Source organism: Roseateles sp. P5_E1 (assembly GCF_054049335.1).
In genome coordinates this window covers 98,970-123,721 of the sequence record NZ_JBFUMN010000012.1, presented here as the reverse complement: position 1 = coordinate 123,721, position 24,752 = coordinate 98,970, and the positions used below count along the sequence as shown (strand labels likewise).

21 protein-coding genes and 1 pseudogene are annotated in these 24,752 nt (G+C 67.6%); 19 read left to right on the top strand and 3 right to left on the bottom strand.

From position 1 onward, the window contains the following. From ACXJKJ_RS13285 to ACXJKJ_RS13275, 3 genes and pseudogenes are all read right to left on the bottom strand, one after another. Positions 1-248, bottom strand: a pseudogene (locus ACXJKJ_RS13285) (xylose isomerase); the annotation flags it as partial. 10 nt (positions 249-258) lie between these two features. Beyond that, positions 259-1,719: a xylulokinase gene (gene xylB / locus ACXJKJ_RS13280; protein ID WP_457390434.1), complete on the bottom strand. Its 1,461-nt coding sequence runs from the start codon at positions 1,717-1,719 to the stop codon at positions 259-261. After that, a complete protein-coding gene (locus ACXJKJ_RS13275) occupies positions 1,719-2,951 on the bottom strand; it encodes an ROK family transcriptional regulator (RefSeq protein ID WP_056197278.1) in 1,233 nt (410 codons plus the stop codon). Before ACXJKJ_RS13275 ends, xylB begins: the two co-directional genes overlap by 1 nt. A 172-nt stretch (positions 2,952-3,123) precedes the next feature. Here ACXJKJ_RS13275 and ACXJKJ_RS13270 point away from each other — a divergent pair, with 172 nt between their 5' ends. The 19 genes from ACXJKJ_RS13270 (at position 3,124) to ACXJKJ_RS13180 (ending at position 24,752) form a co-directional block, all read left to right on the top strand. Beyond that, the gene (locus ACXJKJ_RS13270) at positions 3,124-4,647 is read left to right on the top strand and encodes a tryptophan halogenase family protein (RefSeq protein ID WP_457390433.1); all 1,524 of its coding nucleotides are present in this window, start codon (positions 3,124-3,126) and stop codon (positions 4,645-4,647) included. 80 nt (positions 4,648-4,727) lie between these two features. Further along, positions 4,728-7,010: an alpha-xylosidase gene (yicI, locus tag ACXJKJ_RS13265; RefSeq protein ID WP_457390432.1), complete on the top strand. Its 2,283-nt coding sequence runs from the start codon at positions 4,728-4,730 to the stop codon at positions 7,008-7,010. Positions 7,011-7,077: 67 nt separating this feature from the next. Further along, positions 7,078-7,203: a hypothetical protein gene (locus ACXJKJ_RS13260; RefSeq protein WP_457390431.1), complete on the top strand. Its 126-nt coding sequence runs from the start codon at positions 7,078-7,080 to the stop codon at positions 7,201-7,203. After that, the gene (locus ACXJKJ_RS13255; protein ID WP_457390430.1) at positions 7,200-7,577 is read left to right on the top strand and encodes a hypothetical protein; all 378 of its coding nucleotides are present in this window, start codon (positions 7,200-7,202) and stop codon (positions 7,575-7,577) included. Before ACXJKJ_RS13260 ends, ACXJKJ_RS13255 begins: the two co-directional genes overlap by 4 nt. 21 nt (positions 7,578-7,598) lie before the next feature. After that, a complete protein-coding gene (locus ACXJKJ_RS13250; protein ID WP_157281195.1) occupies positions 7,599-9,134 on the top strand; it encodes a hypothetical protein in 1,536 nt (511 codons plus the stop codon). Next, the gene (locus ACXJKJ_RS13245; protein WP_082532456.1) at positions 9,131-10,444 is read left to right on the top strand and encodes an MFS transporter; all 1,314 of its coding nucleotides are present in this window, start codon (positions 9,131-9,133) and stop codon (positions 10,442-10,444) included. The genes ACXJKJ_RS13250 and ACXJKJ_RS13245 overlap by 4 nt, the downstream gene beginning before the upstream one ends. Next, positions 10,444-11,181, top strand: coding sequence for a polysaccharide deacetylase family protein (locus ACXJKJ_RS13240; protein WP_457390429.1), 738 nt, complete (start codon positions 10,444-10,446; stop codon positions 11,179-11,181). The genes ACXJKJ_RS13245 and ACXJKJ_RS13240 overlap by 1 nt, the downstream gene beginning before the upstream one ends. A 20-nt stretch (positions 11,182-11,201) precedes the next feature. Beyond that, the gene (locus ACXJKJ_RS13235; protein ID WP_457390428.1) at positions 11,202-12,362 is read left to right on the top strand and encodes an alpha/beta hydrolase family protein; all 1,161 of its coding nucleotides are present in this window, start codon (positions 11,202-11,204) and stop codon (positions 12,360-12,362) included. A gap of 122 nt (positions 12,363-12,484) precedes the next feature. Continuing rightward, positions 12,485-14,815: a bifunctional salicylyl-CoA 5-hydroxylase/oxidoreductase gene (locus tag ACXJKJ_RS13230; protein WP_457390427.1), complete on the top strand. Its 2,331-nt coding sequence runs from the start codon at positions 12,485-12,487 to the stop codon at positions 14,813-14,815. Continuing rightward, the gene (locus ACXJKJ_RS13225; RefSeq protein WP_457390426.1) at positions 14,812-15,543 is read left to right on the top strand and encodes an SDR family NAD(P)-dependent oxidoreductase; all 732 of its coding nucleotides are present in this window, start codon (positions 14,812-14,814) and stop codon (positions 15,541-15,543) included. Before ACXJKJ_RS13230 ends, ACXJKJ_RS13225 begins: the two co-directional genes overlap by 4 nt. Continuing rightward, a complete protein-coding gene (locus ACXJKJ_RS13220) occupies positions 15,543-16,025 on the top strand; it encodes a MarR family winged helix-turn-helix transcriptional regulator (RefSeq protein ID WP_457390425.1) in 483 nt (160 codons plus the stop codon). The genes ACXJKJ_RS13225 and ACXJKJ_RS13220 overlap by 1 nt, the downstream gene beginning before the upstream one ends. Beyond that, positions 16,022-16,861, top strand: a complete 840-nt coding sequence (locus ACXJKJ_RS13215; protein WP_457390424.1) for an enoyl-CoA hydratase family protein — start codon at positions 16,022-16,024, stop codon at positions 16,859-16,861. Before ACXJKJ_RS13220 ends, ACXJKJ_RS13215 begins: the two co-directional genes overlap by 4 nt. Position 16,862: 1 nt before the next feature. Then, a complete protein-coding gene (locus ACXJKJ_RS13210) occupies positions 16,863-18,002 on the top strand; it encodes an acyl-CoA dehydrogenase family protein (protein WP_457390423.1) in 1,140 nt (379 codons plus the stop codon). A 7-nt stretch (positions 18,003-18,009) separates the two neighbouring features. Then, complete coding sequence (locus tag ACXJKJ_RS13205; RefSeq protein ID WP_457390422.1) at positions 18,010-19,608, top strand: AMP-binding protein; 1,599 nt, start codon at positions 18,010-18,012, stop codon at positions 19,606-19,608. Positions 19,609-19,638: 30 nt separating this feature from the next. After that, positions 19,639-20,805: an ABC transporter substrate-binding protein gene (locus tag ACXJKJ_RS13200; protein WP_457390421.1), complete on the top strand. Its 1,167-nt coding sequence runs from the start codon at positions 19,639-19,641 to the stop codon at positions 20,803-20,805. A 631-nt stretch (positions 20,806-21,436) separates the two neighbouring features. Next, positions 21,437-22,357, top strand: a complete 921-nt coding sequence (locus ACXJKJ_RS13195) for a branched-chain amino acid ABC transporter permease (RefSeq protein WP_457390420.1) — start codon at positions 21,437-21,439, stop codon at positions 22,355-22,357. Positions 22,358-22,403: 46 nt separating this feature from the next. Next, positions 22,404-23,300: a branched-chain amino acid ABC transporter permease gene (locus tag ACXJKJ_RS13190; protein ID WP_457390419.1), complete on the top strand. Its 897-nt coding sequence runs from the start codon at positions 22,404-22,406 to the stop codon at positions 23,298-23,300. After that, positions 23,260-24,045 carry an ABC transporter ATP-binding protein gene (locus ACXJKJ_RS13185; RefSeq protein ID WP_056193533.1) on the top strand — a complete coding sequence of 262 codons (786 nt, stop codon included), beginning with the start codon at positions 23,260-23,262 and terminating at the stop codon, positions 24,043-24,045. Before ACXJKJ_RS13190 ends, ACXJKJ_RS13185 begins: the two co-directional genes overlap by 41 nt. After that, positions 24,042-24,752, top strand: a complete 711-nt coding sequence (locus ACXJKJ_RS13180; RefSeq protein WP_394326311.1) for an ABC transporter ATP-binding protein — start codon at positions 24,042-24,044, stop codon at positions 24,750-24,752. The genes ACXJKJ_RS13185 and ACXJKJ_RS13180 overlap by 4 nt, the downstream gene beginning before the upstream one ends.

The following is a 24,752-nucleotide window of genomic DNA, read 5'->3' as shown; positions in this document are numbered from 1 at the left end:
GCCTTGAGCTTGGCCAGCTCCATCGGGCTGCCGCCCTGGAACCAGGGGCGCTCGAAGGTGGCGCCGCCGAACGGGTCCAGGCCGGTCCAGACGAAGTTGTGCCAGTAGCACACGGCAAAGCGCAGGTGGTCCTCCATGCGCTGGCCCAGGACGATGCGGTCCTTGTCGTAGTGCTTGAAGGCCAGGTCATTSKGGCTGTCGGCGCCCTCGAAGCGGATCGGGGCGATGKSKTGGAAATAGCTCGTCATAACTCGGGGGTCARGCRCCGCGCAGGCGGCGGTARAGGTCACGGAARCGCGCCAGGCGGGGGGCCAGGCGGGCATGGCGTTCGGGGTCGGGAGAGAAGAGGGCCGCCACGGGCGGGCGGGTGCAGACGGTCTCGACAGCACCCCCGGTGGCCAACCAGCCCAGGCGTGCCGCGCCGAGCGCGCCGCCGGCTTCGCTGCCGGTGTGCAGGACGACGTCGACCTGGAGTGCGTCGGCGATCAGCTGGGCCCAGAAGTGGCTGCGTGAGCCGCCGCCCACCAGCGACAGCTGGTGCACCTCGGTGCCYGCCGCCCGCAGCGCGTCCAGCCCRTCGGCCAGCCCGAAGGCSACGCCYTCGAGCACGGCATAGGTGCAGTCGGCGCGATTCGTCTGCGCCTTCAGGCCATGGAAGACRCCGGCTGCAAACGGGTCGTTGTGCGGCGTGCGCTCGCCGGCSAGGTAGGGCAGGAAGATCGGCGCGTGGTCTGAGGKGCTGACTGCGCTGTCATTTGATGAAAGTTCAGCCAGCAAGGTGGCTTCATCGGCGCCGACGAGCTGGCAGAACCAGCGCAGGCAGCTGGCGGCCGACAGCATCACGCTCATCTGGTGCCAGCGTGCGGGAAGCGCATGGCAGAAGGCGTGCACGGCCGAGGCCGGGTTGGGCCGGTAGCGGTCGTTGACGACGAAGAGCACGCCGGAGGTGCCCAGCGAGATGAAGCCGTCCCCTGGCTGCGTGGCACCGATGCCGATGGCGCTGGCCGCGTTGTCGCCGGCGCCACCGGCGACGACGACCTCCGCGCCCAGGCCCCAGGCCTTGGCGAGTTCGGGCTTGAGCACGCCGCTGGGCTGGCTGCTCTCGACCAGGCGGGGCATCTGCGCGCGCGTCAGGCCGCAGGCGCCGAGCAGTTCGTCGGACCAGTCGCGCCGGGCCACGTCCAGCCACAGGGTGCCGGCGGCGTCCGACGGGTCGGAGACCTTGTCGCCGGTCAGCTGCAGGCGCAGCCAGTCCTTGGGCAGCAGCACGCTGGCCACGCGCTCGAAGACTTCGGGCTCGTGCTTCTTCACCCACAGCAGCTTCGGGGCGGTGAAGCCGGGCATGGCGAGGTTGCCGGCGATGTCGTGCAGGCGCGGCGCGGTGGTTGTCAGCTCGTCGCACTCGGCGTGGCTGCGGCCGTCGTTCCACAGGATGGCCGGGCGCAGCACGGCGTCGTCAGCGCCCAGCAGCACCGCGCCGTGCATCTGGCCGGACAGGCCGATGCCGCGCACGGCGGCAAAGGCCATCGGATGGGCGGCGCGCAGCTTGGCAACGGCGGCCTCGGTGGCCTGCCACCAATCGCTCGGCGCCTGCTCCGACCACAGCGGCTCAGGCGCCGACAGCGTCAGCGCGCTGCCTGCCGTGCCGACGATGTGGCCTTCACCGTCAAGCAGCAGCAGCTTGACTTCGGAGGTGCCGAGATCGATGCCGAGGAACATCAAGCGGACTCCTCGCTGATGCTCTCGCCCACAGCCGTCACCGCGCCGGGCAGGGTAGGCCGGGTCAGGCGGTAGCGGGCCAGCGCGGCCGCGCCGACGGCGACGGCATTGGCGCCGAACAGCGAGGTGCGCACGCTCGGCGGTGGCAGGCTGGCCGCTGCGGCGTAGTCGAGCAGCGTGTCCAGCGCTGGCTTCAGGAAGGGCTCGCCCAGTTCGACGACCGAACCGCCCAGCACGATGCAGGCGGGGTCGTAGGCGGTGGCCAGGTTCTGCAGCAGCACGCCGAGATAGCGGCCGGCGGAACTCACGGCCTTCAGCGTGTGCGCGTCCTCGTCGACGAGATGGGCGCGTACTTCGGCCAGCGAGCGCAGTGTCGTGCCATCCTCACTGCCGCCGAGCATGGCGCGCGTCGCGATCAATGCTTCGGCGCAGCCGCGTCGGCCGCAGGAGCAGCGTGGCCCGTTGAGCTGCAGCACCATGTGGCCCACCTCACCGGCGAAACCGCGGCTGCCGGTCAGCAGGCGGTCGCCGACGATGACGCCGGCGCCCAGGCCCTGGTTGATGGACACATACAGCAGCGGGTCCGACGTCGGCGCGGAGTTGAACTCCATTTCGCCCAGGGCCGCCACATCGGCTTCGTTCTGTATGAAAAGGGGTGCGCCAGCGAGCGAAGTGTCTTGCAGCTTTTCGCTGAGCAGGGCACCAAAGGGAATATCGCGCCAGCCCAGATTGGGCGCGAAGTGCAGCACGCCGCGCGCCTCGTTGACGCCACCGGGCAGGCCCACGCCGATGCCCAGGATCTGCTGGCCGGCATCCAGCTGCTTGCGCAGCTTGAGCAGCGCCGTGGCGAGGCTGGCGATGCAGGCCTTGGCTGTGCGGTTGGCGCTGTAGTGGGCGACGGTCCAGGCCAGCACTTCGCCGGTCAGCGAGGTGGCGACGACGCGCACGGATTCGATGCCGACCTCGGCGCCGAGCAGCACCAGCCGGGCGGGATCGATGAAGAGGGGGGTGGGGCGGCGGCCCAGGTCGCCGGTCGCGACGACCTCGCGTTCGGCCAGCCAGCCTTCAAGAATCAGTTCGCGCACCAGCAGGCTGACAGTGGACTTCGTCAAGCCGACGGCCACGGCCAGGTCGGCACGCGACAGTCCCGGATTGGCACAGAGATGTCGCACCAGCGCCATGCGATTGATGACCTTGAGCAGCTGTTGGCTGCTTGCGGCTTCGGCCTGCATTTGTCTCCTAGTCCTGCCCATGCTTTTGACGGGCTTGGTGCCATATTAGTTCGGCCGTCGTACGAAGTAAATACGGTAAAAGCCCCTAGCGCGACACAGCCCGACTCGCCGAAGATCGCGCCGCCCGCCGGTCCTGTGGTGAGGCTCCATAAAAACTGGCCCAGAGACAGCCATGTCCGATCCCTTCATCCGCAAGATCGTCATCGTTGGCGGCGGCACCGCCGGCTGGATGGCGGCTGCGCCGCTGGCTCAGCGCTTTGCGCAGGCCGGCCAGGGCGCCTGCGAGATCGTGCTGATCGAGTCGCCCGACATCGGCACCATCGGCGTCGGCGAGGCCACGCTGCCGCCCATCCGCGCCTACAACCAAACTTTGGGCCTGGACGGCGCCGAGTTCGTCAAGCGCACCCAGGGCAGCTTCAAGCTCGGCATCGAGTTCCGCGACTGGGGCCACGTCGGCCATCGCTTCTTCCATGGTTTCGGGGACTTCGGCCCGGCCATCGACGCGCGCGCGCCCTGGCAGCACTGGCTGCGCTTGCAGCGCCAGGTGGACGGGCTGCCCAGCTACGAGGACTGGTCAACGTCCACCGTCATGGCCAGGCGCAACCGCTTCACGCCCCCCGAGGGCGGGGCGCCGTCGGCGGCCAATGCCTATTCCTTCGCCTACCACTTCGACGCCGGCCTGTACGCCGCCTTTCTGCGCGAGTACGCGATGGCGCGCGGTGCCCAGCGCATTGAAGGGCTGATCGTCGATGTCGAGCTGCGCCCCGGGGACGGCTTCGTTGCTGCGGTCAAGCTCAAGGACGGCCGCCGCATCGATGGCGACCTCTTCATCGATTGCTCGGGCTTTCGCGCCTTGCTGATCGGCGGCGCGATGCAATCGCCCTTCGAGGACTGGAGCGCGCTGCTGCCTTGCAACAGCGCCCAGGCCGTGCCGAGCGAACGTGTCGAGCCGCTGACGCCCTACACGATGTCGACCGCCAAGGCGGCGGGCTGGCAGTGGCGCATTCCGCTGCAGCACCGCACCGGCAATGGCCACGTCTATTGCAGCCAGTTCATCAGTGACGATGAAGCCGCCAGCACGCTGCTGGCCGGGCTGGACAGCAAGGCGCTGGACACGCCGCGCCAGTTGCGCTTCACGACCGGACGACGCAAGCAGGGCTGGGTCAAGAATGTTGTCGCCATCGGCCTGGCTTCAGGCTTTCTGGAACCGCTGGAGTCGACCAGCATCCAGCTCATCATGGACGGCGTCGGCCGCCTCATCCAGTTCTTCCCGGACAAGCAGTTCAAGCCCCACCTGGCGGCCGAGTTCAACCGGCGCATGGCCCTGCAGTACGAGTCCATCCGCGACTTCATCGTGCTGCACTACAAGCTGACCGACCGACGCGACGCCGAGCTGTGGCGCTATTGCGCGGCCATGCCGATCCCGGACACGCTGGCCCACCAGATCGAGCTCTTCCGCAGCGCGGGCCGTGTCGCCATCCTCGACCCCGATGGCTTTGCCGAGCCGTCGTGGGTGTCGCTCTTCTTCGGCCTGGGCCTGCGGCCCGAGAGCTACGACCCCTTCGTCGACCACATCGACCCCGAGGCCCTGCTGCAGCACTTCGTGCGCCTGCGCCAGGCCATCACACACACCGTGGGCGGCATGCCCGAGCACGGCGACTACGTCGCGCGCCACGTCAAGGCGCCTTCAGCCTAGGAGACCCGACAGACCAACCAAGCAAGAGGGGCCGGCGCACCCGCCGGCCGACCGGAGACAACAAGGAAGATTGATTCATCATGAAGTTCACTGACGGACAGTGGATGCATCAGCCGGGCGTGGCCGCACATTACGCGGCCGAGGCCTATGCGATCGAAGTCCACGAAGACCGCCTGGTCGTGCTCGCCACGACCCGCCCCATCAAGCACCGCGGCGACACGCTGCAAGGCCCCACGCTGACCGTGACGCTGAGCTCGCCGTTGCCCGGCGTCGTCCGCGTCAGCGTCGAGCACTACGCCGCATCCAGCGCGCCGCGCCTGCACATCCCCATGCCCGGCGCCGGCAAGCATCCAGTGCAGATCGACAACGGCGACGCCAAGGCCACGCTGACCAGCGGCGCCCTCTCGGTCGACGTCAAGAAGGGCGAAGGCTGGAGCCTGACCTTCCGCGAAGGCGACCGCATCCTGACCAAGAGCGACTGGCGCGGCCTGGGCTTCATCCAGTGGGCCGGCAAGGACGGCCTGGTRCGCCACCACGTCCACGACCAGCTGTCGCTGGGCGTGGGCGAGAACGTCTACGGCCTGGGCGAGCGCTTCACGCCCTGGGTCAAGAACGGCCAGATCGTCGAGAACACCAACAAGGACGGCGGCACCGCCTGCGAGCAGGCCTACAAGAGCGTGCCCTTTTACCTGACCAACCGCGGCTACGGCGTGCTCGTCAACGAGGCCGGCCCCGTGTCCTTCGAGGTCGGCTCGGAGAAGGTCGCCCGCGTGCAGTTCAGCCGCGARGGCGAGAGCCTGGACTACTGCGTCATTGCCGGCCCCACSCCCAAGGACGTCGTGGGCCGACTGACAGCGCTGACAGGCCGCGCMCCGCTGCCCCCGGCCTGGAGCTTCGGCCTGTGGATGACGACCTCGTTCACCACGCAATACGACGAGGCCACCGCCACCCACTTCATCGACGAGATGGCGCGCCGCGAGCTGCCGCTGKCGGTGTTTCACTTCGACTGCTTCTGGATGCGCGAGTTCCAGTGGTGCGACTTCGCCTGGGACCCGCGYGRCTTYCCYGAGCCCGAGGCCATGCTSRMGCGCCTGCACGCCAAGGGCCTGAAGATCAGCCTCTGGATCAACCCGTATGTGGCGCAGAAGTCGCCGCTGTTYKCTGAAGGCGTGAAGCACGGCTACTTCATCAAGAGAACCAACGGGCTGACCTTCCAGACCGACCAGTGGCARCCCGGYATGGCCATCGTGGACTTCACGAACCCGGCCGCCAAGGCCTGGTACCAGGGCCACCTGAAGCGCCTGATCGCGCAAGGTGCGGACTGCTTCAAGACCGACTTCGGCGAGCGCATCCCGAGCGAAGGCGTGACCTACTTCGACGGCTCCGACCCCGTCGAGATGCACAACCTGTACGCGCTGCAATACAACCAGGCCGTCTTCGAGCTGCTCGAAGAAGTGCAGGGCCGTGACGCCATCGTCTTCGCGCGCTCCACCTACGCCTCGGGCCAGCGCTTCCCGGTGCACTGGGGCGGCGACTGCTGGAGCACCTTCGAATCCATGGCCGAGAGCCTCAGGGGCGGCCTGTCGCTCACAAGTTGCGGCTTCGCCTTCTGGAGCCATGACATTGGCGGCTTCGAAGGCAACCCGCCGCCGGCCGTCTACAAGCGCTGGATCCAGTTCGGCCTGATGTCCTCGCACAGCCGCCTGCACGGCAGCAGCAGCTACCGGGTGCCATGGCTCGTGGACGAAGAGAGCTGCGACGTGCTGCGCGYMTTCACGCGGCTCAAGCACCAGCTCATGCCGTATCTGTACGCCAAGGCGCATGAGGCGACSCAGACCGGCGTGCCGCTGATGCGCGCCATGCTGATGGAGCACCCGCAGGACCCGGCCTGCGCGACGCTGGACCGGCAGTACCAGCTCGGCGAGAGCCTGCTGGTGGCACCGGTGTTCACMGARRRCGGCRRSGTGGACTTCTACCTKCCYGAAGGRACGTGGACGCATCTGCTGAGCGGCGAGAAGCGCGAAGGYGGCCGCTGGCACCGCGAGGTGCATGGCTTCCTGTCSATGCCGCTSTAYGCSGCACCGAACAGCGTCATCGCCTGGGGCGCCGAGACCGAGAAGCCGGCCTACGACTACGCCCGCGGCACGGTGCTGCGCGTGTTCGAGCTGGATGACGGCRMSAGCGCGGCCTTCACGGTCGTGGGGGCGGACGGCAGCATTGCGGCGCGTGGCACGGTCAGCCGCCAGGGCGGGCAGTACACGGCCCAGGTCAGCGAGGGTGCGCTGCGCGATTGGGGGCTGGAGGTGGACGGGCGGCGCAGTGCTGTGCAGGCTGAAGGCGCCTCGCTGAGCTGGACGGCCTGACCGGTTTCTGGCCCTCGAGCCGGTGGACGCTCAGGCGTCCACCGGTTCATTGCTTGATGGAGTGACGATGGCTGTGCGTCGTGTTCGAGACCTGCTGCTGATCGCCCACACGCCTTCACGCGTCTACGCCAAAGGCGTGACACTGAACGTCAACGGCGCTGCCGACTGCATCAACTGGATCGTCTCACCATGAGTCCCCATCTCCGCTGCTTCGTCGCGACCTGCCTGCTGGCCAGCGGCCTTGCGCGTGCCTGGGGCGATGTCAAGGGCTTGGCATGGGTAACCCTAGCCCAGCACCGCATGCGCCTGAGTCAAAATGACAGCGTTGTCGTTCAAACCCGTGTGATGGAGCTTGCTGATGAACTGGTTGCCCGCTGGCGGGGCTCGGCCTACCGCGTGGGCATGCAGGCCAAGGACTATGTCTGGGGCAGCAATGCCGTGCAGCCGGCGCGGTCCTATCCGGACCATTTCTGCAGCTATGCCAGCAATGAGATCGCCATCAACTGGAATGCGCCGTTGGTCTACGTGTCGGCGGCGCTGCAGGCGCTGACGCCGCGGGCCCGATAAGGCAGGCCGGGAGAGCAGACGATGCACCACCGCAGATGGTTGGCGACGCTGCTGCTGGGCCTGCTGGGCTGGAGCCCCTTGGCCTGGTCTGCGTCATGGGTGCTGGCCGAGAGCCCGCATTTCCGCATGCTGGCCCAGACGTCCAAGCGCACGGCCGAGGGCAGGCTGCAGGATCTCGAACGCCTGCACGAGGCCATGCTGCTGACCCTTGGCGCCAGCCAGGGCCTGGCGCGCCCGCCCTTTCCCATCGTGCTCAGCGACGACCCCGACCTCATTGCCCGGGTCCAGCCCTATCTGCGCAACCGTCGCCTGGCGGGGCTGTTCGTTTCGGGCAGCGATGGCGCCCAGGCTTTCGCGGTCAACCATCTCTGGTCGAAGGACTTCACCGGCCAGGTGCTCTTCCACGAGTACGCGCACCGCGTGATGGCTCAGTACGCCCGCATGGCCTATCCCGTGTGGTATGTCGAGGGCTACGCCGAGTACTTCGGCGCGACGCGCATCGCCCCGGACTCGATCGAGATCGGCGCGTTCAATCCCTCGGCCGCGATCCTGGCCCAGCGCCCCTGGCTGCAGCCGGCCAGGCTGCTCAAGCCGAGCTTCCAGTCCACCGGGGACAAGGACATTGACGACAGCTTCTTCGGCGTCTTCTACGCGCAGTCCTGGCTGCTGACCCACTACGTGCTGTCCAAGACCGAGCGCGTCCAGCGCTTCAACGAGTACTTCCGCCGTGTCGCGGCCGGGGAGGACGCGCTGACGGCGCTGGAGCCCGCCACAGGCATAGCGCCCAGCCGCCTGAACAGTGAGCTGCGCAGGCATCTGGACAACCTGTATGTGGCGCAGATCCCGGGTGGCGCGCCAGCCGCGGTGCGCACTACAGAGCTGCCCACCGAGCAGGCCGAGGCCGAATTCGACGGCATGGTCATCGCCTCGCGTCCTGAAGCCGAACATGGCAAGGCCGTCCTGGCCCGCCTGCAGGCGAGCGTGAAGAAGGCCGGCGGCGACCGTGCGCCCGATGTCATGCGCTGGGCGCTGGCGCATGCCGAGATCCGCTATGGCGAGGCGGACAAGGCCTTGCAGATCCTTGCTCCGTGGGCCCAGCAGGAAGCACCGCCCTTTGAAGCCAACCGCCTGCTCGGCTGGGCCTGGCAGGCTGTGGCCGCACAGGCGAACGGCGCCGAACGCACCCAGGCACTGGAACAGGCGCGCGCCTGGCTGATGGCAGCCTACAAACAGCGCCGCAACGATGCACCCACGCTGTATCAGCTGGCCCGCGTGCTCGGCGTCAAGGGCGTGAGCCCCAGCATGACCAACGCGGCAGACGCCGCCAGCGTGCTGGAGCCCCAGGTTGGCGACTACGTCTACCTCGCCGTCTGGGCGCATCTCGAATCCGGCAACCGCGACAAGGCCCTGCGCGGCCTGCAGTCGCTGGCCAGCAACCCGCACGGCGGCGAGGGCACCGACAGGGCCCGGGCCGCGCTCCAAGCCCTGCAATCCAATCAAGAGGCGTCTGACGTCCTCGCCTTGCTGAACGGCACCAAGAAGCCCACCCCACCATGACTCAATCCATTCGCCACCCATTGACCTGGGTGCCCTCGCTCTACCTCGCCATGGGCCTGCCCAATGTGATGGTGGGGGTCGTCGCAGCCATCATCTACAAGAACCTCGGCATCTCCAACGAGGACATCGCGCTCTATACCTCGCAGATGTACCTGCCCTGGGTGCTCAAGCCCCTGTGGGCGCCACTGCTGGAGGCCTACCGCAGCAAGCGCTTCTGGGTCATCAGCATGGAGTTCACGATGGCCGCCGCGCTCGGCCTGGTGGCGCTGTGCCTGCCGATGGAGGGATTCTTCAAGCTCTCGCTGGCCTTCTTCTGGATCGTCGGCTTCGCATCGGCCACGCAGGACACCTGCGCCGACGGCGTCTTCATGACGACCGTCTCCAAGACCGACCAGGCGCGCTACTCGGGCCTGCAGGGCATGTGCTGGAACATGGGCGCCGTTGTCGCCTCGGGCCTGTTCGTGTCGCTGACGGGCTATCTGCACAACCACATGGCGATGAGCTGGGTGCAGTGCTGGGTCATCGTCGTGCTGATCGCCGCAGCGTCCATGGCCCTCTTCGGCCTGTGGCATGTGCGCGTGCTGCCGCCGGGCGCGCCGTCCACGCTGCACGGCCAAGGCCTGAGCGGCGGCCTGACCGCCACGGCCGAAGCCTGGGTCACCCTCTTTCAGAAGCCGCAGATCTGGATGATGCTGGCCGTCATCTTCTTCTACCGCTTCGGTGAAGGCTTCATCGAGAAGTTCGGCCCGCTCTTCCTGCTCGACAGCATCGCTGCCGGCGGCCTGGGGCTGGACAACGAGTCGCTGGGCCACATCAACGGCACGGTCGGCACGCTGTCCTTCATCGCCGGGGCCTTCCTGGGCGGCTTCTTCGTCGCCAAGCGCACGCTGCCGCGCAGCTTCTTCACGCTGGCCCTGGTGCTCAACATCCCGCACCTGACCTATTTCTACCTGGCCCAGTCGATGCCGACGGACACGACCACCATCGCGGCCATCGTCTGCATCGAGAAGTTCGGCTTCGGCATGGGCTCGGTCGGCCACATGCTCTACATGATGCAGCAGATCGCCCCGGGGCCCTTCCGCATGGCGCACTACGCGATGGCCACCGGCGTGATGGCGCTGACCAAGTGGGGCACCGGCAGCGTCAGCGGCCTGCTGTGGAACTACGTCAATCACCAGTACGTGAGCTTCTTCGGCTGGGTGCTGATCTTCTCCATCCCGCCCGTGGTGCTGGCCTGGCTGGCGCCCTTCCCGCATGACCACGAGGAGGCGGGCGAGTTTGGCGAACCCGCCGCCGTGGCCGGCCACTGATGAGCCTGCTGCTGGCCATGGCCCTGGCCGCCGCCACATCCGGCCAGCCCGCTCAGCCCGCCTGTGCGGCCGATGCGCTGGGCACGTCGCGCACATTGACGTTCAAGCGCGAGGGCGCGGCCTGGGGCAAGGCGCAACATGCGGCGCTGCCAGGGCTGGCGCCGAAGGAGGTCGTGCTGACCTTCGACGACGGCCCGCGGCCCGAGTCCACACCGCTGGTGCTAAAGGCCCTGGCCGACCAGTGCGTGAAGGCCAGCTTCTTCATGAACGGCGAGCCCATGCGCGCCCACGCCGCCCTGGCCCGCCAGGTGCGCGACGCCGGCCACAGCGTCGGCATGCATGGTTTCCAGCATCTGGCATTCGGTCAGCTGCCCGCACCGGCGCAGATCGCCGACCTGGATGCCATGGTGGCTGCCTACCGTGAGGTGCTGGGCAGCGAGCCGGCGGCCTATCGCTTCCCCTTTCTGGCGGAATCGCCCGTGCTGATGGCCGCGCTGCGCGAGCGCGACATCACCGTCATGTCCGTCGACGCCGGTGCCGAGGACTGGCTGCCCGACCAGACGCCGCAGATGCTTGCGACCAAGCTGCTGGGCCAGCTGGCCAAGAGCGGCGGTGGCATCGTGCTGCTGCACGACGTTCAGGACCAGACGGCGCGGGCGTTGCCCTTTTTGCTGCAGTCGTTGAAGGCCACCGGCTATCGCGTCGTGCACCTGCGCTGGGACGACGTGCCGCGCTGATCGCCTCCCAAAGGAATTCCATGTCTCGCCTGCTGGCCCGATTGCTTCTTCTTCTGGCCACCGGGGGGCTGGCGTGCGCCCACGCTGCCGACTTCGTCGCCCCACCCGGCCCGTACGCGGTCGGCAGCACCAACATGGCGGTCGCCACCAGCGCCGCTGGCGACCGGCCGCTGGTGGACTATCTCAACGGCAAGGTCGACGGCTCGCGCAGCCTGTACGTCGATGAACTGCTGAGCCGCCGCGACGCCGCACAGCTGCTCAAGGTCACCGTACCGGCCAACGAACCCGGCGCGGGGGCGCTGGCCGGGCAGCAGCTGCCGCTGCTGCTCTACGTCCTGTATCCCACCCGCGCCGACAACGCCCGGCCGAACTACGCCTTCCCCTACAAGGACACCGGCGACAACGTCTTCCCGCACATGCAGGCGCCGGGCGAGCGGCCGGTTTTTGCGGACCCGGCCGCCAAGTACCCACTCATCGTCTACTCGGGCGGCTACAACACCCACGGTCTCTGGCATCTGGCCCACCTCAAGCAGCTGGCCTCGCACGGCTACATCGTCGTCGACATCTTCCATGGCGATGGCCGCGTCAACGGCTATGCCGAACCCGTGGCCCTGCGCCGGGTGGCCTTCAAGGCCGCACTCGATCATGTGCTCAGCCACCCGGACTTTGCCGGCGCGGTGGACACGGCCCGCATCGGCGCCTCGGGCGCCAGCGCGGGCGGCCAGACGGTGCTGGCGATGCTCGGCGGCGCCGACCCGGCTGTGCCCGGGCAGTCCTTTCGCGACGCCCGCCTGAAGGCCGGCTTCGGCCTTGTGCCCTTCCTCGGCGCCAGCTTCGGCATCTGGCCCTTCCAGACCCATGCCTGGTCCTTCGGCCGCGACTTCAGCGGCCTTGCCCAGGTCAAGACGCCGTTCTTCGCCGTCTATGCCGAGAAGGACGGTTCGGTCTCGCCCGACAGCGTCAAGGCCGGCGTGCGCCGCCTGGGCGGCCCGGCCTGGGCCGTCGAAATGCCGGGTGAGGGCCACCTCCTCAGCGGGCCTGCCGAACAGGAAGCCACCGCCTGGGAGCTGCTGTTCTTTGACGCCTATCTGCGGGACAACGCGGCGGCCCGGGCGCGCCTCGCCGATGTCAAGCCTCTAGCCGGTGGGCGCGGCACCGTCAACTACAGCAAGCCGCGCTGACGCCGTCGCGCCGCCCCTCCCCACCGCTTCAAGCTGCGGGTTTGTCCGTGGGGTTGCAGTCAAGATAAATGCTTGACGTTTGAACTATCGATTCCTAAAGTGCTACGCAGAAGGGGTTCCCCATGCGTATCACCTGTGTCGGCGGCGGGCCCGCCGGCCTGTATTTCGCGCTGTTGATGAAGAAGGCCGACCCGGCCCACCAGGTCAGGGTGCTGGAGCGCAACCGCGCGGGCGACACCTTCGGCTGGGGCGTCGTGCTGTCCGACCAGACCGTCGACGCGCTGCGCGAGGCCGACGCCGAGACCGCTGAGCAGATCAGCGAGGCCTTCAACCACTGGGACGACATCGCCGTCCACTTCCGCGGCCGCAGCATCGTCTCCAGCGGCCACGGCTTCTGCGGCATCGGCCGCAAGAAGCTGCTGAATATCCTGCAGGCGCGCTGTGAGGCGCTGGGCGTGGAACTGGTCTACGAGACCGACGTGCTGGACGACGCCGACATCGACGCCGATCTCATCGTTGCCGCCGACGGCCTGAACAGCCGCATCCGCCAGAAGTACGCTGCCACCTACCAGCCCGACGTCGACCTGCGTGCCTGCCGCTTCGTGTGGCTGGGCACCACCAAGCTCTTCGACGCCTTCACCTTCGACTTCCAGCAGACCGAATGGGGCTGGTTCCAGGCGCACGCCTACCGCTTCGACGCCACGCACTCGACATTCATCGTCGAGGCGCCCGAAGACGTCTGGCGCGCCGCGGGCTTGGAGGACATGAGCAAGGAAGACGGCATTGCCTTCTGCGAGAAGCTCTTCGCCAAGGTGCTGGATGGTCACCCGCTGATCTCCAACGCATCGCACCTGCGCGGCTCGGCGTCGTGGATCCGCTTCCCGCGTGTCGTCTGCAAGACCTGGGTGCATCACAACGGGCGCGCGCCGGTTGTGCTGATGGGCGACGCCGCCCACACGGCGCACTTCTCCATCGGCTCGGGCACCAAGCTCGCGCTGGAGGATGCGATCGACCTGGCGCGCGACATCCAGGCGCATGGCAATCTGCAAAAGGCACTCGACGCTTACGAAGCCACGCGCAGCATTGAGGTCTTGCGCATCCAAAACGCAGCGCGCAACTCCACTGAGTGGTTTGAGAACGTCGACCGCCACGCAAGGCTGGCGCCCGAGCAATTCGCCTATTCGCTGCTGACGCGCTCGCAGCGCATCTCGCACGAGAACCTGCGCCTGCGCGATGCGCGCTATGTCGGCGAGTTCGAGCGCTGGCTGGCGGCGCAGAGCGGTGTCGATGCTCAGGTGCCGCCGATGTTCACGCCCTTCAAGCTGCGCGGCGTCACGCTGAAGAACCGCGTCGTCGTGTCGCCGATGGCGCAGTACAGCTGCGAGGACGGCAATCCTGGCGACTATCACCTGGCCCACCTCGGCGCCCGGGCGCTGGGCGGTGCCGGCCTCGTTTTTGCGGAGATGACCTGCGTGTCTCCCGACGCGCGCATCACGCCGGGTTGCCCGGGCCTGTGGAACGACGGCCAGGGCGCCGCGTGGCAGCGCATCGTCGAGCATGTGCACACCCACAGCAGCGCCAGGATCGCCATGCAGCTCGGCCACGCCGGCCCCAAGGGCTCGACATGCGTGCCCTGGGAGGGTGAAGACCAGCCGCTGCCCGACGGCAACTGGCCGCTGATCTCGGCCTCGCCGCAGCAATACCTGGATGGCATCAGCCAGGTCGCGCGGGCGATGACGCGCGCCGACATGGACCGCGTGCGCGAGGACTTCGTCAACGCCGCTCGCCGCGCCGCCGATGCCGGCTTCGACTGGCTGGAGCTGCACTGCGCCCACGGCTATCTGCTGTCCGCCTTCATCTCGCCGCTGACCAACCACCGCGACGACGACTACGGCGGCTCGCTGGAGAACCGGCTGCGCTATCCGCTCGAAGTCTTCACGGCGCTGCGCGAGGTCTGGCCGCTGGACCGGCCCATGTCCGTGCGCATTTCGGCTCACGACTGGGTGCGGGGCGGCACGACGCCCGAGGACGCAGTGACCTTCGCTGCCGCATTCAAGGAAGCGGGCGCCGATCTCATCGACGTGTCGTCCGGCCAGGTCAGCAAGGCGCAAAAGCCCGTTTACGGCCGCATGTTCCAGACGCCGTTCGCCGAGAGCATCCGCAACCGCGTCGGCATCGCGACCATGGCCGTCGGCGCCATCTCCGAGGCTGACCACGTCAACAGCATCATCGCGTCGGGGCGCGCCGACCTCTGCGCCATCGCGCGGCCGCACCTGGCCAATCCAGCGTGGACTTTGACCGAGGCCGCGCGCATCGGCTACCGCGGGCCTATCGGACTGGAATGGCCAAAACAGTACCTGTCCGGCAAGAGCCAGCTGGAGCGCGAATTCGAGCGCCAGCGCGCAGGCAATGTGGCCGCAGCCGAGCAGGCGAACAAGGCGTTGGGTGTATGAAGCACGCAGTGGTGACGGGTGGAGGAAGCGGCATCGGCGCCGCGGTGGCGAAGCGGCTGCTCGCGGACGGTTTTCGCGTCACATTGATGGGTCGCAGTGAAGATCGCTTGCGCAGTGCACAGGCGGCGTTGGGTGATGTGGCCATCCAGATCTGCGACGTCGGCAACGAGGACAGCGTCACCGACGCCTTCGCCGCCGTGGGCGAGGTGGACACCCTCGTCAACAACGCCGGCCAGGTCGAGACGGCGCCGCTCGCCCGCACCTCGCTGGAGCTGTGGCAGCGCCTGCTCAACGTCAACCTCACCGGCAGCTTCCTGTGCAGCCGCGCGGTGCTGCCCGGCATGCTGCTGCGCAAGGAAGGTCGCATCATCAACGTGGCCAGCACGGCGGCGCTCAAGGGCTATGCCTATGTGGCGGCTTACTGCGCGGCCAAACATGGTGTGCTGGGACTGACGCGGGCGATGGCGCTGGAAGTGGCGGCCAAGGGCGTGACGGTCAACGCGGTGTGCCCGGGCTACACCGAGACCGACATCGTCGCGAATGCCGTCGACACCATCGTCGCCAAGACCGGCCGCACGGCCGAGCAAGCGCGCACAGAGCTGGCCAAGGTGAACCCGCAGGGCCGCCTGATCCAGCCCGAGGAAGTGGCGGACACCGTGGCATGGATCGTCGGCAACAGCGCCATCAACGGCCAGGCCATTGCCGTCTGCGGCGGGGAGACGATGTGATGTCGGCCACCGAGTCCGATCTCGAAACGCGGCTTTCGGAAGACGACCACCAGGCCCTCAGGCTCTGGCTGCGCCTGCTGTCCTGCACGACCCGCGTAGAGGACCAGATCCGCCAGCGCCTGCGCAGCGACTTCGGCACCACGCTGCCGCGCTTCGACCTGCTCGCACAGCTGGAGCGCCATCCCGACGGGCTGACGATGCGCGAGCTGTCCAAGCGGCTGATGGTGRCGGGCGGCAACGTGACCGGCATCACCGACCAGCTCGAAGCCGAAGGTCTGGTGCTGCGCGAGACCCGCGCCGACGACCGCCGCAGCTTCATCGTCAAGCTCACGCCGCAGGGCCGCCGCCAGTTCAAGCGCATGGCCGCCACGCACGAGGGCTGGATCGTCGAGCTGTTTGCCGGCTGGACGCCAGCGCAGAAGACTCAGGTCCACGAGCTGCTCGCGCAGCTGAAAACCCATTTGGCCAAGGATGCCGCATGACCCCCTATCTGACTTCCGGCAACAGCCAGAGCCTCGCCGGCTACAGCCCCGAGCACTTCGCCTGGCAGCAGCAGGGCGCCGTCGGCGTCATCACGCTGAACCGGCCCGAGCGCAAGAATCCGCTGACCTTCGAGTCCTACGCCGAGCTGCGCGACCTGTTCCGCCGGCTCAGCTATGTCGATGACGTGAAAGCCATCGTCATCCAGGGCGCTGGCGGCAACTTCTGCTCGGGCGGCGATGTGCACGAGATCATCGGCCCGCTGACCGGCATGAGCATGCCCGACCTGCTGGCTTTCACGCGCATGACGGGCGATCTGGTGAAGGCCATGCGCGCCTGCCCGCAACCCATCGTCACGGCCATTGACGGCGTCTGTGCCGGTGCCGGCGCCATCATGGCGATGGCGTCCGACCTGCGCGTCGGCACCGCACGCAGCAAGACGGCCTTCCTGTTCACCCGTGTGGGCCTGGCCGGCTGCGACATGGGTGCCTGCGCCATGCTGCCGCGCATCGTCGGCCAGGGGCGGGCGTCGGATTTGCTCTACAGCGGACGCAGCCTGGGTGGCGAAGAGGCGCTGTCCTGGGGTTTCCTGAACCGCTTGATCGCGCCCGAGCAACTGTTGAATGAAGCGACGACCTGGGCTGGCGAGATTGCCGCCGGCCCGAGCTTCGGCCACGCCATGACCAAGCGCATGCTGCATCAAGAGTGGGCCATGGGCGTGGACGAGGCCATCGAATCCGAGGCCCAGGCCCAGGCCATCTGCATGATGACCAAGGACTTCCACCGCGCATTTGAAGCGTTTGTTGCGAAGCAGAAGCCCGTGTTCCAGGGAGACTGAGATGGACCATCTCGACTGGCCCTTCTTCGACGCCAAGCACCGCGAGCTGGCGGCCGCGCTGGATGCGTGGTGCGGCGAGCATCTGCAGCATGTCGACCATGACGGCGACATCGACGCGCAATGCCGCACCCTGGTCGCCCAGCTCGGCCAGGCGGGTTGGCTGAATCATGCCGTGGCTGGCGAAGGCCAGGCCATCGACACCCGTGCCCTCTGCCTGATCCGCGAGACGCTGGCCAAACATGACGGCCTGGCCGACTTCGCCTTCGCGATGCAGGGCCTGGGCTCGGGCGCCATCTCGCTGCAGGGCACGCCGGCCCAACGCGAAAGCTATCTGCCGCGCGTGGCTCGTGGGGAGGCGCTGGCGGCGTTCGCGCTGTCCGAGCCCGAAGCTGGGTCCGATGTCGCGGCCATGCAGTGCAGCGCAACCGAAGACGGCGACAGCTATCTGCTGAATGGCGAGAAGACCTGGATCTCCAACGGCGGCATCGCCGATTTCTACGTGCTGTTCGCGCGCACCGGCGAAGCACCTGGTTCGCGCGGCCTCTCGGCCTTCATCGTCGATGCAAACCTGCCGGGCTTCGAGATTGCCGAGCGCATCGATGTCATCGCGCCTCACCCGCTGGCCCGCCTGCGCTTCACCAACTGCCGCGTGGCCAAGAGCCAGATGCTCGGCGCGCCGGGCGAGGGCTTCAAGCTGGCCATGCGCACGCTGGACGTCTTCCGCACCTCCGTCGCCGCCGCAGCCCTTGGCTTTGCCCGCCGCGCGCTGCAGGAAGGTTTGAATCAAGCCAAGTCACGGCCCATGTTCGGTGCCCGCCTGGCCGACCTGCCACTGACCCAGGCCAAGCTGGCCGACATGGCCTGCACCGTGGACTCGTCCGCGCTCATGGTCTACCGCGCCGCCTGGCTGCGCGACCAAGGCAAGACCATCACCAAGGAAGCTGCGATGGCCAAACTGATGGCGACCGAGGGCGCCCAGCAGGTCATCGACGCCGCCGTGCAGCTCTTCGGCGGCCGCGGCGTGCGCCGGGGCGAGATCGTCGAATCCCTTTATCGCGAAATCCGTGCGCTGCGCATTTACGAGGGCGCCAGCGAAGTGCAGCAACTGATCATCGGTCGCGAACTGCTCAAGCAAGCCTGAGGACGTCATGCACCCATCGGCCCATCTGGATACCTTCGCAAGAGACCACCTCCCGCCGCAGGACCAGTGGCCGGAGCTGGTGTTCGAACTGCCCGAGCTGCAGTTCGGCCCCAGGCTGAATGCGGCGACCGAGCTGCTGGACCGCTGGGTGGAGCAGGGCGATGGCGACCGACCCTGCGTGCAGGGCGCCGGCGTGAGCTGGACCTATGCCGAGCTGCAGGCCGAGGCAAACCGCATCGCCAACGTGCTGGTCAACGAACTCGGCGTCGTGCCCGGCAACCGGGTGCTGCTGCGCGGCGCCAACACGCCGCAGCTCGCAGCCTGCTGGTTCGCCGTCATCAAGGCCGGCGCGATTGCCGTTGCGACGATGCCGCTGCTGCGTGCGATCGAACTCGGCAAGGTCATTGCCAAGGCCGAGGTCACGCATGCGTTATGCGATGCGGCACTGGCAGATGAGCTGGCGGCAGCGCAGTTGCAAAACCCGCTGCTGCGCGGCATCTGCCACTACCGCAGCTGCGAGCCCGATGGCCTCGAAGCCCGCGCGGCGCGGCAGCCCGCCACCTTCACCAACGTCGATACCGCCAGCGACGACTGCGCGCTGATCGCTTTCACGTCGGGCACCACGGGCCAGCCCAAAGGCACGATTCACTTCCATCGCGACATCCTCGCGATCTGCCGCTGCTGGCCGGTGCACTGCCTGCGTGCCCAGGCCAGCGACGTTTTCATCGGCAGCCCGCCATTGGCCTTCACCTTCGGCCTGGGCGGCCTGCTGCTGTTCCCGATGAGCGTGGGTGCGTCCGCGGTGCTGCTGGAAAAGCCTGCACCCGAGATGCTGCTGGCGGCGATTGCAGAGCACCGCGCAACGGTCTGCTTCACGGCGCCGACGTCTTACCGCGCGATGGCGCCGCTGGTGGGGCAGCACAACATCTCGTCCCTGCGCAAATGCGTCAGCGCCGGTGAGGCTTTGCCCGCCGCGACGCGCGTGCTGTGGAAGCAGGCAACGGGGATCGAGCTGCTCGACGGCATCGGCGCGACGGAGCTGCTGCACATCTTCATCTCCCATACCGAAGAGACGGCCAAGCCCGGCGCCACCGGCAAGCCGGTGCCCGGCTATCAGGCCTGCATCCTCGACGATGGTGGCCAGCCCCTGCCGGCGGGCAAGGTCGGCCATCTCGCCGTCAAGGGCCCGACGGGCTGCCGCTATCTCGCCGACGAGCGCCAGCACCAATACGTGCAGGACGGCTGGAACCTGACCGGTGATTCCTACCTGATCGACGCCGATGGCTACTACGTCTACCAGGCCCGCACCGACGACATGATCATCTCGGGTGGCTACAACATCGCCGGCCCCGAGGTCGAGGCCGCGCTGCTGAGCCACCCCGCCGTGGCCGAATGCGCCGTCATCGGCGTGCCGGACGAAGAGCGTGGCCAGTTGGTGAAGGCCTTTGTCGTGCTGCGCGCGGGCCATGCCGGTGACGTGAAAGCGCTGCAGGAGCATGTGAAGGCCACCATCGCGCCCTACAAATACCCGCGCGCCATCGAGTTCCGCGAGAACCTGCCGCGCACCGAGACGGGCAAACTGCAGCGCTTCAAGCTCAAAGCCTGACCGCCCCTTTTTCTCATGGAGACCCTGCGCATGAAGAAGACTTTTGCCGCCATCACCCTCGGCCTTGCCTTGCTCCCCACGGCCCAGGCCGCCGACAAGCTCAAGGTCGGCTTCCTGAGCACATTGTCCGGCCCCGGTGCTGGCCTGGGCGTGGATATCCGCGATGGCTTCGCGCTCGGCCTCAAGCACAGCGGCGGCAAGTTCGGCGGCCTGCCTGTCGAGATGGTCACGGCCGACGACCAGCAGAACCCCGAGGTCGCCAAGCAGAGCGCCGAGCGCCTCATCAAGCGCGACAAGGTCGACTTCATGACCGGCATCGTCTTCTCCAACGTGATGCTGGCCGTCGGGCCGTCGGTGTTCGACGCCAAGATCCCCTACATCAGCGCCAACGCCGGTCCGTCGCAGTACGCCGGCGAGCAATGCAACCCGTATTTCTTCAACGTTGCTTGGCAGAACGACAACCTGCACGAGGCCGTGGGCAAGACTGTGACGGAGAAGGGCTTCAAGAAGCTCGTGCTGTTGGCGCCCAACTACCCGGCGGGCAAGGACGCGATGACGGGCTTCAAGCGCTACTACAAGGGCGCCGTCGTCGAGGAGATCTACACCAAGCTCGGCCAGTTGGACTACGCAGCAGAACTGGCGCAGGCGCGCGCCGCCAAGCCGGATGCGATGTACATCTTCCTGCCCGGCGGCATGGGCATCAACTTCATCAAGCAGTTCGTCGGTGCGGGCCTGTCCAAGGACGTGACGTTGTTCGGGCCTGGGTTCTCGGCCGACGAGGACGTCATCAAGGCGGTGGGTGAGCCGATGCTGGGCATGTTCAACAGCTCGCATTGGGCGCATGACATGGACAACGTGGCGAACAAGAAGTTCGTTGCCGATTTCCTGAAGGACTACGGAAGGCTGCCGTCGCTGTATGCGAGCCAGGGGTATGACGCGGCGTTGTTGATGAATGCGGCGGTGAGGGATGTGAAGGGAAAGGTGGAGGACAAGCCTGCTTTGTTGAAGGCGATCAAGGCGGCGAAGTTCGAGTCGGTGCGTGGGGCGTTCAAGTTCAATCGGAATCAGTACCCGATTCAGGATTACTACTTGCGGGTGATCACGAAGGATGGGCAGGGAAGGGTGACGAACCGGACGTTGGGGAAGATCTTCACGCAGCATGAGGATGCGTATGCGGCCTCTTGCAAGATGAGCTGAGGGCTGTTTTGTCGCAGCATGGGTTGACGTACAGGCCCAGCCGGGATTTCGTCCCGGCTGCCGACCTACTTTTTGCGCCGCCAAAAAGTAGGCAAAAAGCTCTCCCCTGCAAAACCGCCCGGCGGAGCCGGGTCTCCTGCGATGCTCGAAGCCCGGGGCCGCGCCCAACTCACTTCGCTACGCTCCGTTCAAACAAAGGGGCGCGAAGTCAGTCGTCGAAGCTCGCTGCGCTCGCGCCCCGGGCTTCTGCGCTTCTCGGCGGTTTAGAAGGGGAGGCTCCCGAAACAACCGAGCAGCCGACAGCCAAGCCCGAAGGCCGTTCGCAACGAGGCATTTCTATTTCCCCCTCTGAGCCCGCCGAGAAGCGCAGGGCCTTGAGGCCGCGAGCGAAGCTCGCTTCAAGCTCTGACTCCGCGCAACTGTTTGAGCAGAGCGTAGCGGCGCGAGTTTTGCGCGGGGGCCTCAAGGACCGAGCATCGCAGGGCACCCCGCTGCGAAGCAAAGGGGCGGGCGGTTCGGGGGCGCTTTCTTTGCCTACTTTCTTGTGCGCACAAGAAAGTAGGTCGCCCGCGGGGGCGAACTCCCCGCTGGGCAGTGGCGCAAAGCCCCAGCTTGGGAAAGCACCCAACTGATGGACTGGATCCTCATCACCGAGCAACTCCTCAACGGCCTCCAATTCGGCCTGATGCTCTTCCTGCTCGCCGCAGGATTGACCCTCGTGTTCGGCATCATGGACATGATCAATCTGGCCCATGGCTCGCTCTACATGGTCGGCGCCTACCTGACCGCGGCGGTCGCAGGCGCAACTGGCTCCTTCCTGCTGGCCGTTCTCGCCGCACTCGTAGGCACCGCCATCCTCGGCATGGCCCTCGAAGTCACACTTCTGCGACGCCTCTACGCCCGCGACCACCTCAGCCAAGTCCTCGCCACCTTCGCGCTGATCCTCATGCTCAACGAGGCGGTGCGCATCCTCTGGGGCGACCAGCCGCTGATGCTGAACACGCCCGCTGCGTTGTCAGGTCCTGTCGAACTGCTGCCCGGCCTGTTCTACCCGGCCTACCGCCTGCTCATCATCGGTGTCGGCCTCGCCGTCGCGCTGCTGATGTGGGCGCTCGTCACCCGCACCCGCGCGGGCATGTGGGTGCGAGCCGGCGCATCCAACCGCCAGATGGCCACCGCCATGGGCATCGACATCCGCAAGCTGTTCACCGCCGTGTTCGGCCTCGGCGCGGCGCTGTGTGCGCTGGCCGGTGCGCTGCTCGGCCCGCTGCTCGCCGTGCAGGTTGGCATGGGCGAGAGCATCCTCATCCTGGCCTTTGTCGTCATCGTCGTCGGCGGCATCGGTTCGGTGCGTGGCGCGCTGGTGGGCTCGCTGCTCGTCGGCCTGGTGGACACCGCCAGCCGCACGCTGCTGCCCGCCGCGTTGCGCCAGCTCGCCTCACCCGAGGTCGCGTCCAACCTCGGCCCGGCGCTGGCCTCCATCCTCATCTATGTGCTGATGGCGGCCATCTTGTTCTGGAAGCCGCGCGGCCTCTTTCCCGCCCATGGCTGAAGCGCGCAGCCTCCACCACCGCGGGCTCGGCCGTTGGATCTGGCCATTGCTGGCCCTGCTCGCAGCCCTGCCACTGCTGCTGCAGGCCATGGGCCTGGAGTTCTACACGGTCGTCGGCACGCGCATCCTCATCTTTGCCATCGCAGCGTCCAGCCTCAACCTCATCCTCGGCTTTGGCGGGCTCGTCAGCTTCGGACATGCGGCCTATGTCGGCTTGGGGGCCTACACGGTGGGCGTGCTGATGGACGCGGGCATCACGTCGGCCTGGATTGCCTGGCCGGCGGCGATGGGGGTCAGCGCAATCGCTGCGGCCCTCATCGGCGCCATCAGCCTGCGTACACGCGGCGTCTACTTCATCATGATCACGCTGGCCTTTGCGCAGATGTTCTATTACCTCGCCGTGTCGCTGAAGGCCTATGGCGGCGACGACGGCCTGCCGCTGGCGCAGCGCTCGGCCTTTGGCTTCGGCCTGGACCTGAAGGACGACGCCAACTTCTATTGGGTGGCGCTCGCACTCTTCGCCATCGTCATGGCCGGCCTGCAGCGCGTCGTGAACTCGCCCTTCGGCTGGCTGCTGCAAGGCGCGCGCGAGAACGAGGTGCGTGTGGCCGCCGCGGGTGGGCGGGTGTTCGCACTGCGCTGGCAGGCCTTCGTGCTCGCGGGCGCCATCGCGGGCCTGGCCGGCGCCATGCTGGCTAACCTCAACGGCTTGGTGTCGCCGCATCTGATGCACTGGTCGCAGTCCGGCCAGCTGATGGTCATGGTCATCATCGGTGGTGCGGGCGCGCTGTGGGGCGGGCCACTGGGCGCGCTGGCGCTGCTGCTGCTGGAAGAGCTGCTGTCGGGCTACACGCTGCATTGGCAGCTCGGCCTGGGCGCGTTGCTGCTGCTCGTCGTGCTGTATGCGCCGCGTGGCCTTGCAGGGGTTTGGCGCCGTGCTTGAAGTCAAACAACTCGTGAAGCGCTTCGGCGCGCTGGCGGCGACCGATGGCGCGAGCTTCGAGGTGCGGGCGGGCGAACTGCATGCACTGATCGGCCCCAACGGTGCCGGCAAGACGACGCTGATCCACCAGATCTCCGGCGCCCTCGCGCCCGACGCGGGCCAGATCGTCTTCGATGGTCGGGACGTCACGCGGCAAGGCATGGCCCGTCGCGTACAAGCCGGCCTGGTGCGCAGCTTCCAGATCACCAGTCTGTTTAAGCCCTGCTCGGTGCGCGACAACCTCGTGCTCGCCGTGCTGGCGCGGCGCGAGGGCGCGCCGTCGTGGTGGCGCACCGCGCGCGCCGACGCGGCCGCGCATGCAGAAGCCGACGCGCTGCTGGCACGGGTGGGGCTGACGGCTCAGGCCGGCCGCACCGCCGGCGAGCTTGCGCATGGCGAGCAACGCCAGCTTGAAGTCGGCCTTGCGCTGGCTGCCAAGCCGCGCCTGCTGCTGCTGGACGAGCCGCTGGCTGGCATGGGTCCGGACGAGTCCACCCGTATGGTCGAGCTGCTGCAGGCACTCAAGCGCGAAGGCCTGACGCTGCTGCTGGTCGAACACGACATGGACGCCGTCTTCCGCCTCGCTGACCGCATCTCGACGCTGGTGGCCGGGCGCGTCATCGCCAGCGGCACGCCGGCCGAGATTCGCGAGCATGCCGAGGTGAAGCGCGCCTACCTTGGCGACGAGCTGGAGGCGGCCGTATGACGGCCTTGCTCGAGATCAAGGACCTGCAAGCCGGCTACGGTGCCAGCCAGGTGCTGTTTGGCCTGGACCTGACCATGCAAGCCGGCGAGGTGGCCACGCTGCTGGGCCGCAATGGCATGGGCAAGAGCACGCTGCTGCGCTGCCTGTGCGGCTGGATGGCGCCCAGCGCCGGCCGCATCCGCTTCTGCGGCCAGGACGTCACCGGCTGGCCGGCCGACCGCATCGCGCGGCTGGGGCTGGCGCTGGTGCCGGAGGGGCGGCAGGTGTTTCCCAACCTCAGCGTGCACGAGCATCTGCGCGCCTTCGCGGCCAACCGCAGCGACGCGTCCGAGCCGTGGACGGTCGAGCGCGTCTACGGCCTCTTCCCGCGCCTGGCCGAGCGCGCCGGCCACATGGGCCAGCAGCTGTCGGGTGGCGAGCAGCAGATGCTGGCCATCGGCCGCGCCCTGGTCACCAACCCGCGCCTGCTGGTGCTGGACGAGGCGACCGAAGGCCTGGCCCCACTCGTGCGCGAGGAGATCTGGCGCTGCCTGGACCTTCTGCGCGCAGCGGGCCAGACCATCCTGGTTGTCGACAAGTACGTGCAGCGGTTGATCCGCCTGGCCGACCACCACACCGTCGTTGAGCGTGGCCGCGTCGCCTGGGCCGGCCCATCGGCGGCGCTCGCAGCCGACCCGGCGCTGTGGCAGAAGCACGTGGGAGTCTGA

Bases quoted from the DNA above. Each gene is read 5' to 3' on its own strand.
- ACXJKJ_RS13230 (WP_457390427.1), top strand. From the start codon at position 12,485: ATGCGTATCACCTGTGTCGGCGGCGGGCCCGCCGGCCTGTATTTCGCG.
- ACXJKJ_RS13180 (WP_394326311.1), top strand. From the start codon at position 24,042: ATGACGGCCTTGCTCGAGATCAAGGACCTGCAAGCCGGCTACGGTGCC.
- ACXJKJ_RS13275 (WP_056197278.1), bottom strand. From the start codon at position 2,951: ATGCAGGCCGAAGCCGCAAGCAGCCAACAGCTGCTCAAGGTCATCAAT.
- ACXJKJ_RS13260 (WP_457390431.1), top strand. From the start codon at position 7,078: ATGGCTGTGCGTCGTGTTCGAGACCTGCTGCTGATCGCCCACACGCCT.
- ACXJKJ_RS13205 (WP_457390422.1), top strand. From the start codon at position 18,010: ATGCACCCATCGGCCCATCTGGATACCTTCGCAAGAGACCACCTCCCG.
- ACXJKJ_RS13225 (WP_457390426.1), top strand. From the start codon at position 14,812: ATGAAGCACGCAGTGGTGACGGGTGGAGGAAGCGGCATCGGCGCCGCG.
- ACXJKJ_RS13245 (WP_082532456.1), top strand. From the start codon at position 9,131: ATGACTCAATCCATTCGCCACCCATTGACCTGGGTGCCCTCGCTCTAC.
- ACXJKJ_RS13240 (WP_457390429.1), top strand. From the start codon at position 10,444: ATGAGCCTGCTGCTGGCCATGGCCCTGGCCGCCGCCACATCCGGCCAG.
- ACXJKJ_RS13200 (WP_457390421.1), top strand. From the start codon at position 19,639: ATGAAGAAGACTTTTGCCGCCATCACCCTCGGCCTTGCCTTGCTCCCC.
- ACXJKJ_RS13235 (WP_457390428.1), top strand. From the start codon at position 11,202: ATGTCTCGCCTGCTGGCCCGATTGCTTCTTCTTCTGGCCACCGGGGGG.
- ACXJKJ_RS13250 (WP_157281195.1), top strand. From the start codon at position 7,599: ATGCACCACCGCAGATGGTTGGCGACGCTGCTGCTGGGCCTGCTGGGC.
- ACXJKJ_RS13255 (WP_457390430.1), top strand. From the start codon at position 7,200: ATGAGTCCCCATCTCCGCTGCTTCGTCGCGACCTGCCTGCTGGCCAGC.
- ACXJKJ_RS13185 (WP_056193533.1), top strand. From the start codon at position 23,260: ATGCGCCGCGTGGCCTTGCAGGGGTTTGGCGCCGTGCTTGAAGTCAAA.
- ACXJKJ_RS13195 (WP_457390420.1), top strand. From the start codon at position 21,437: ATGGACTGGATCCTCATCACCGAGCAACTCCTCAACGGCCTCCAATTC.
- ACXJKJ_RS13270 (WP_457390433.1), top strand. From the start codon at position 3,124: ATGTCCGATCCCTTCATCCGCAAGATCGTCATCGTTGGCGGCGGCACC.
- ACXJKJ_RS13210 (WP_457390423.1), top strand. From the start codon at position 16,863: ATGGACCATCTCGACTGGCCCTTCTTCGACGCCAAGCACCGCGAGCTG.
- ACXJKJ_RS13215 (WP_457390424.1), top strand. From the start codon at position 16,022: ATGACCCCCTATCTGACTTCCGGCAACAGCCAGAGCCTCGCCGGCTAC.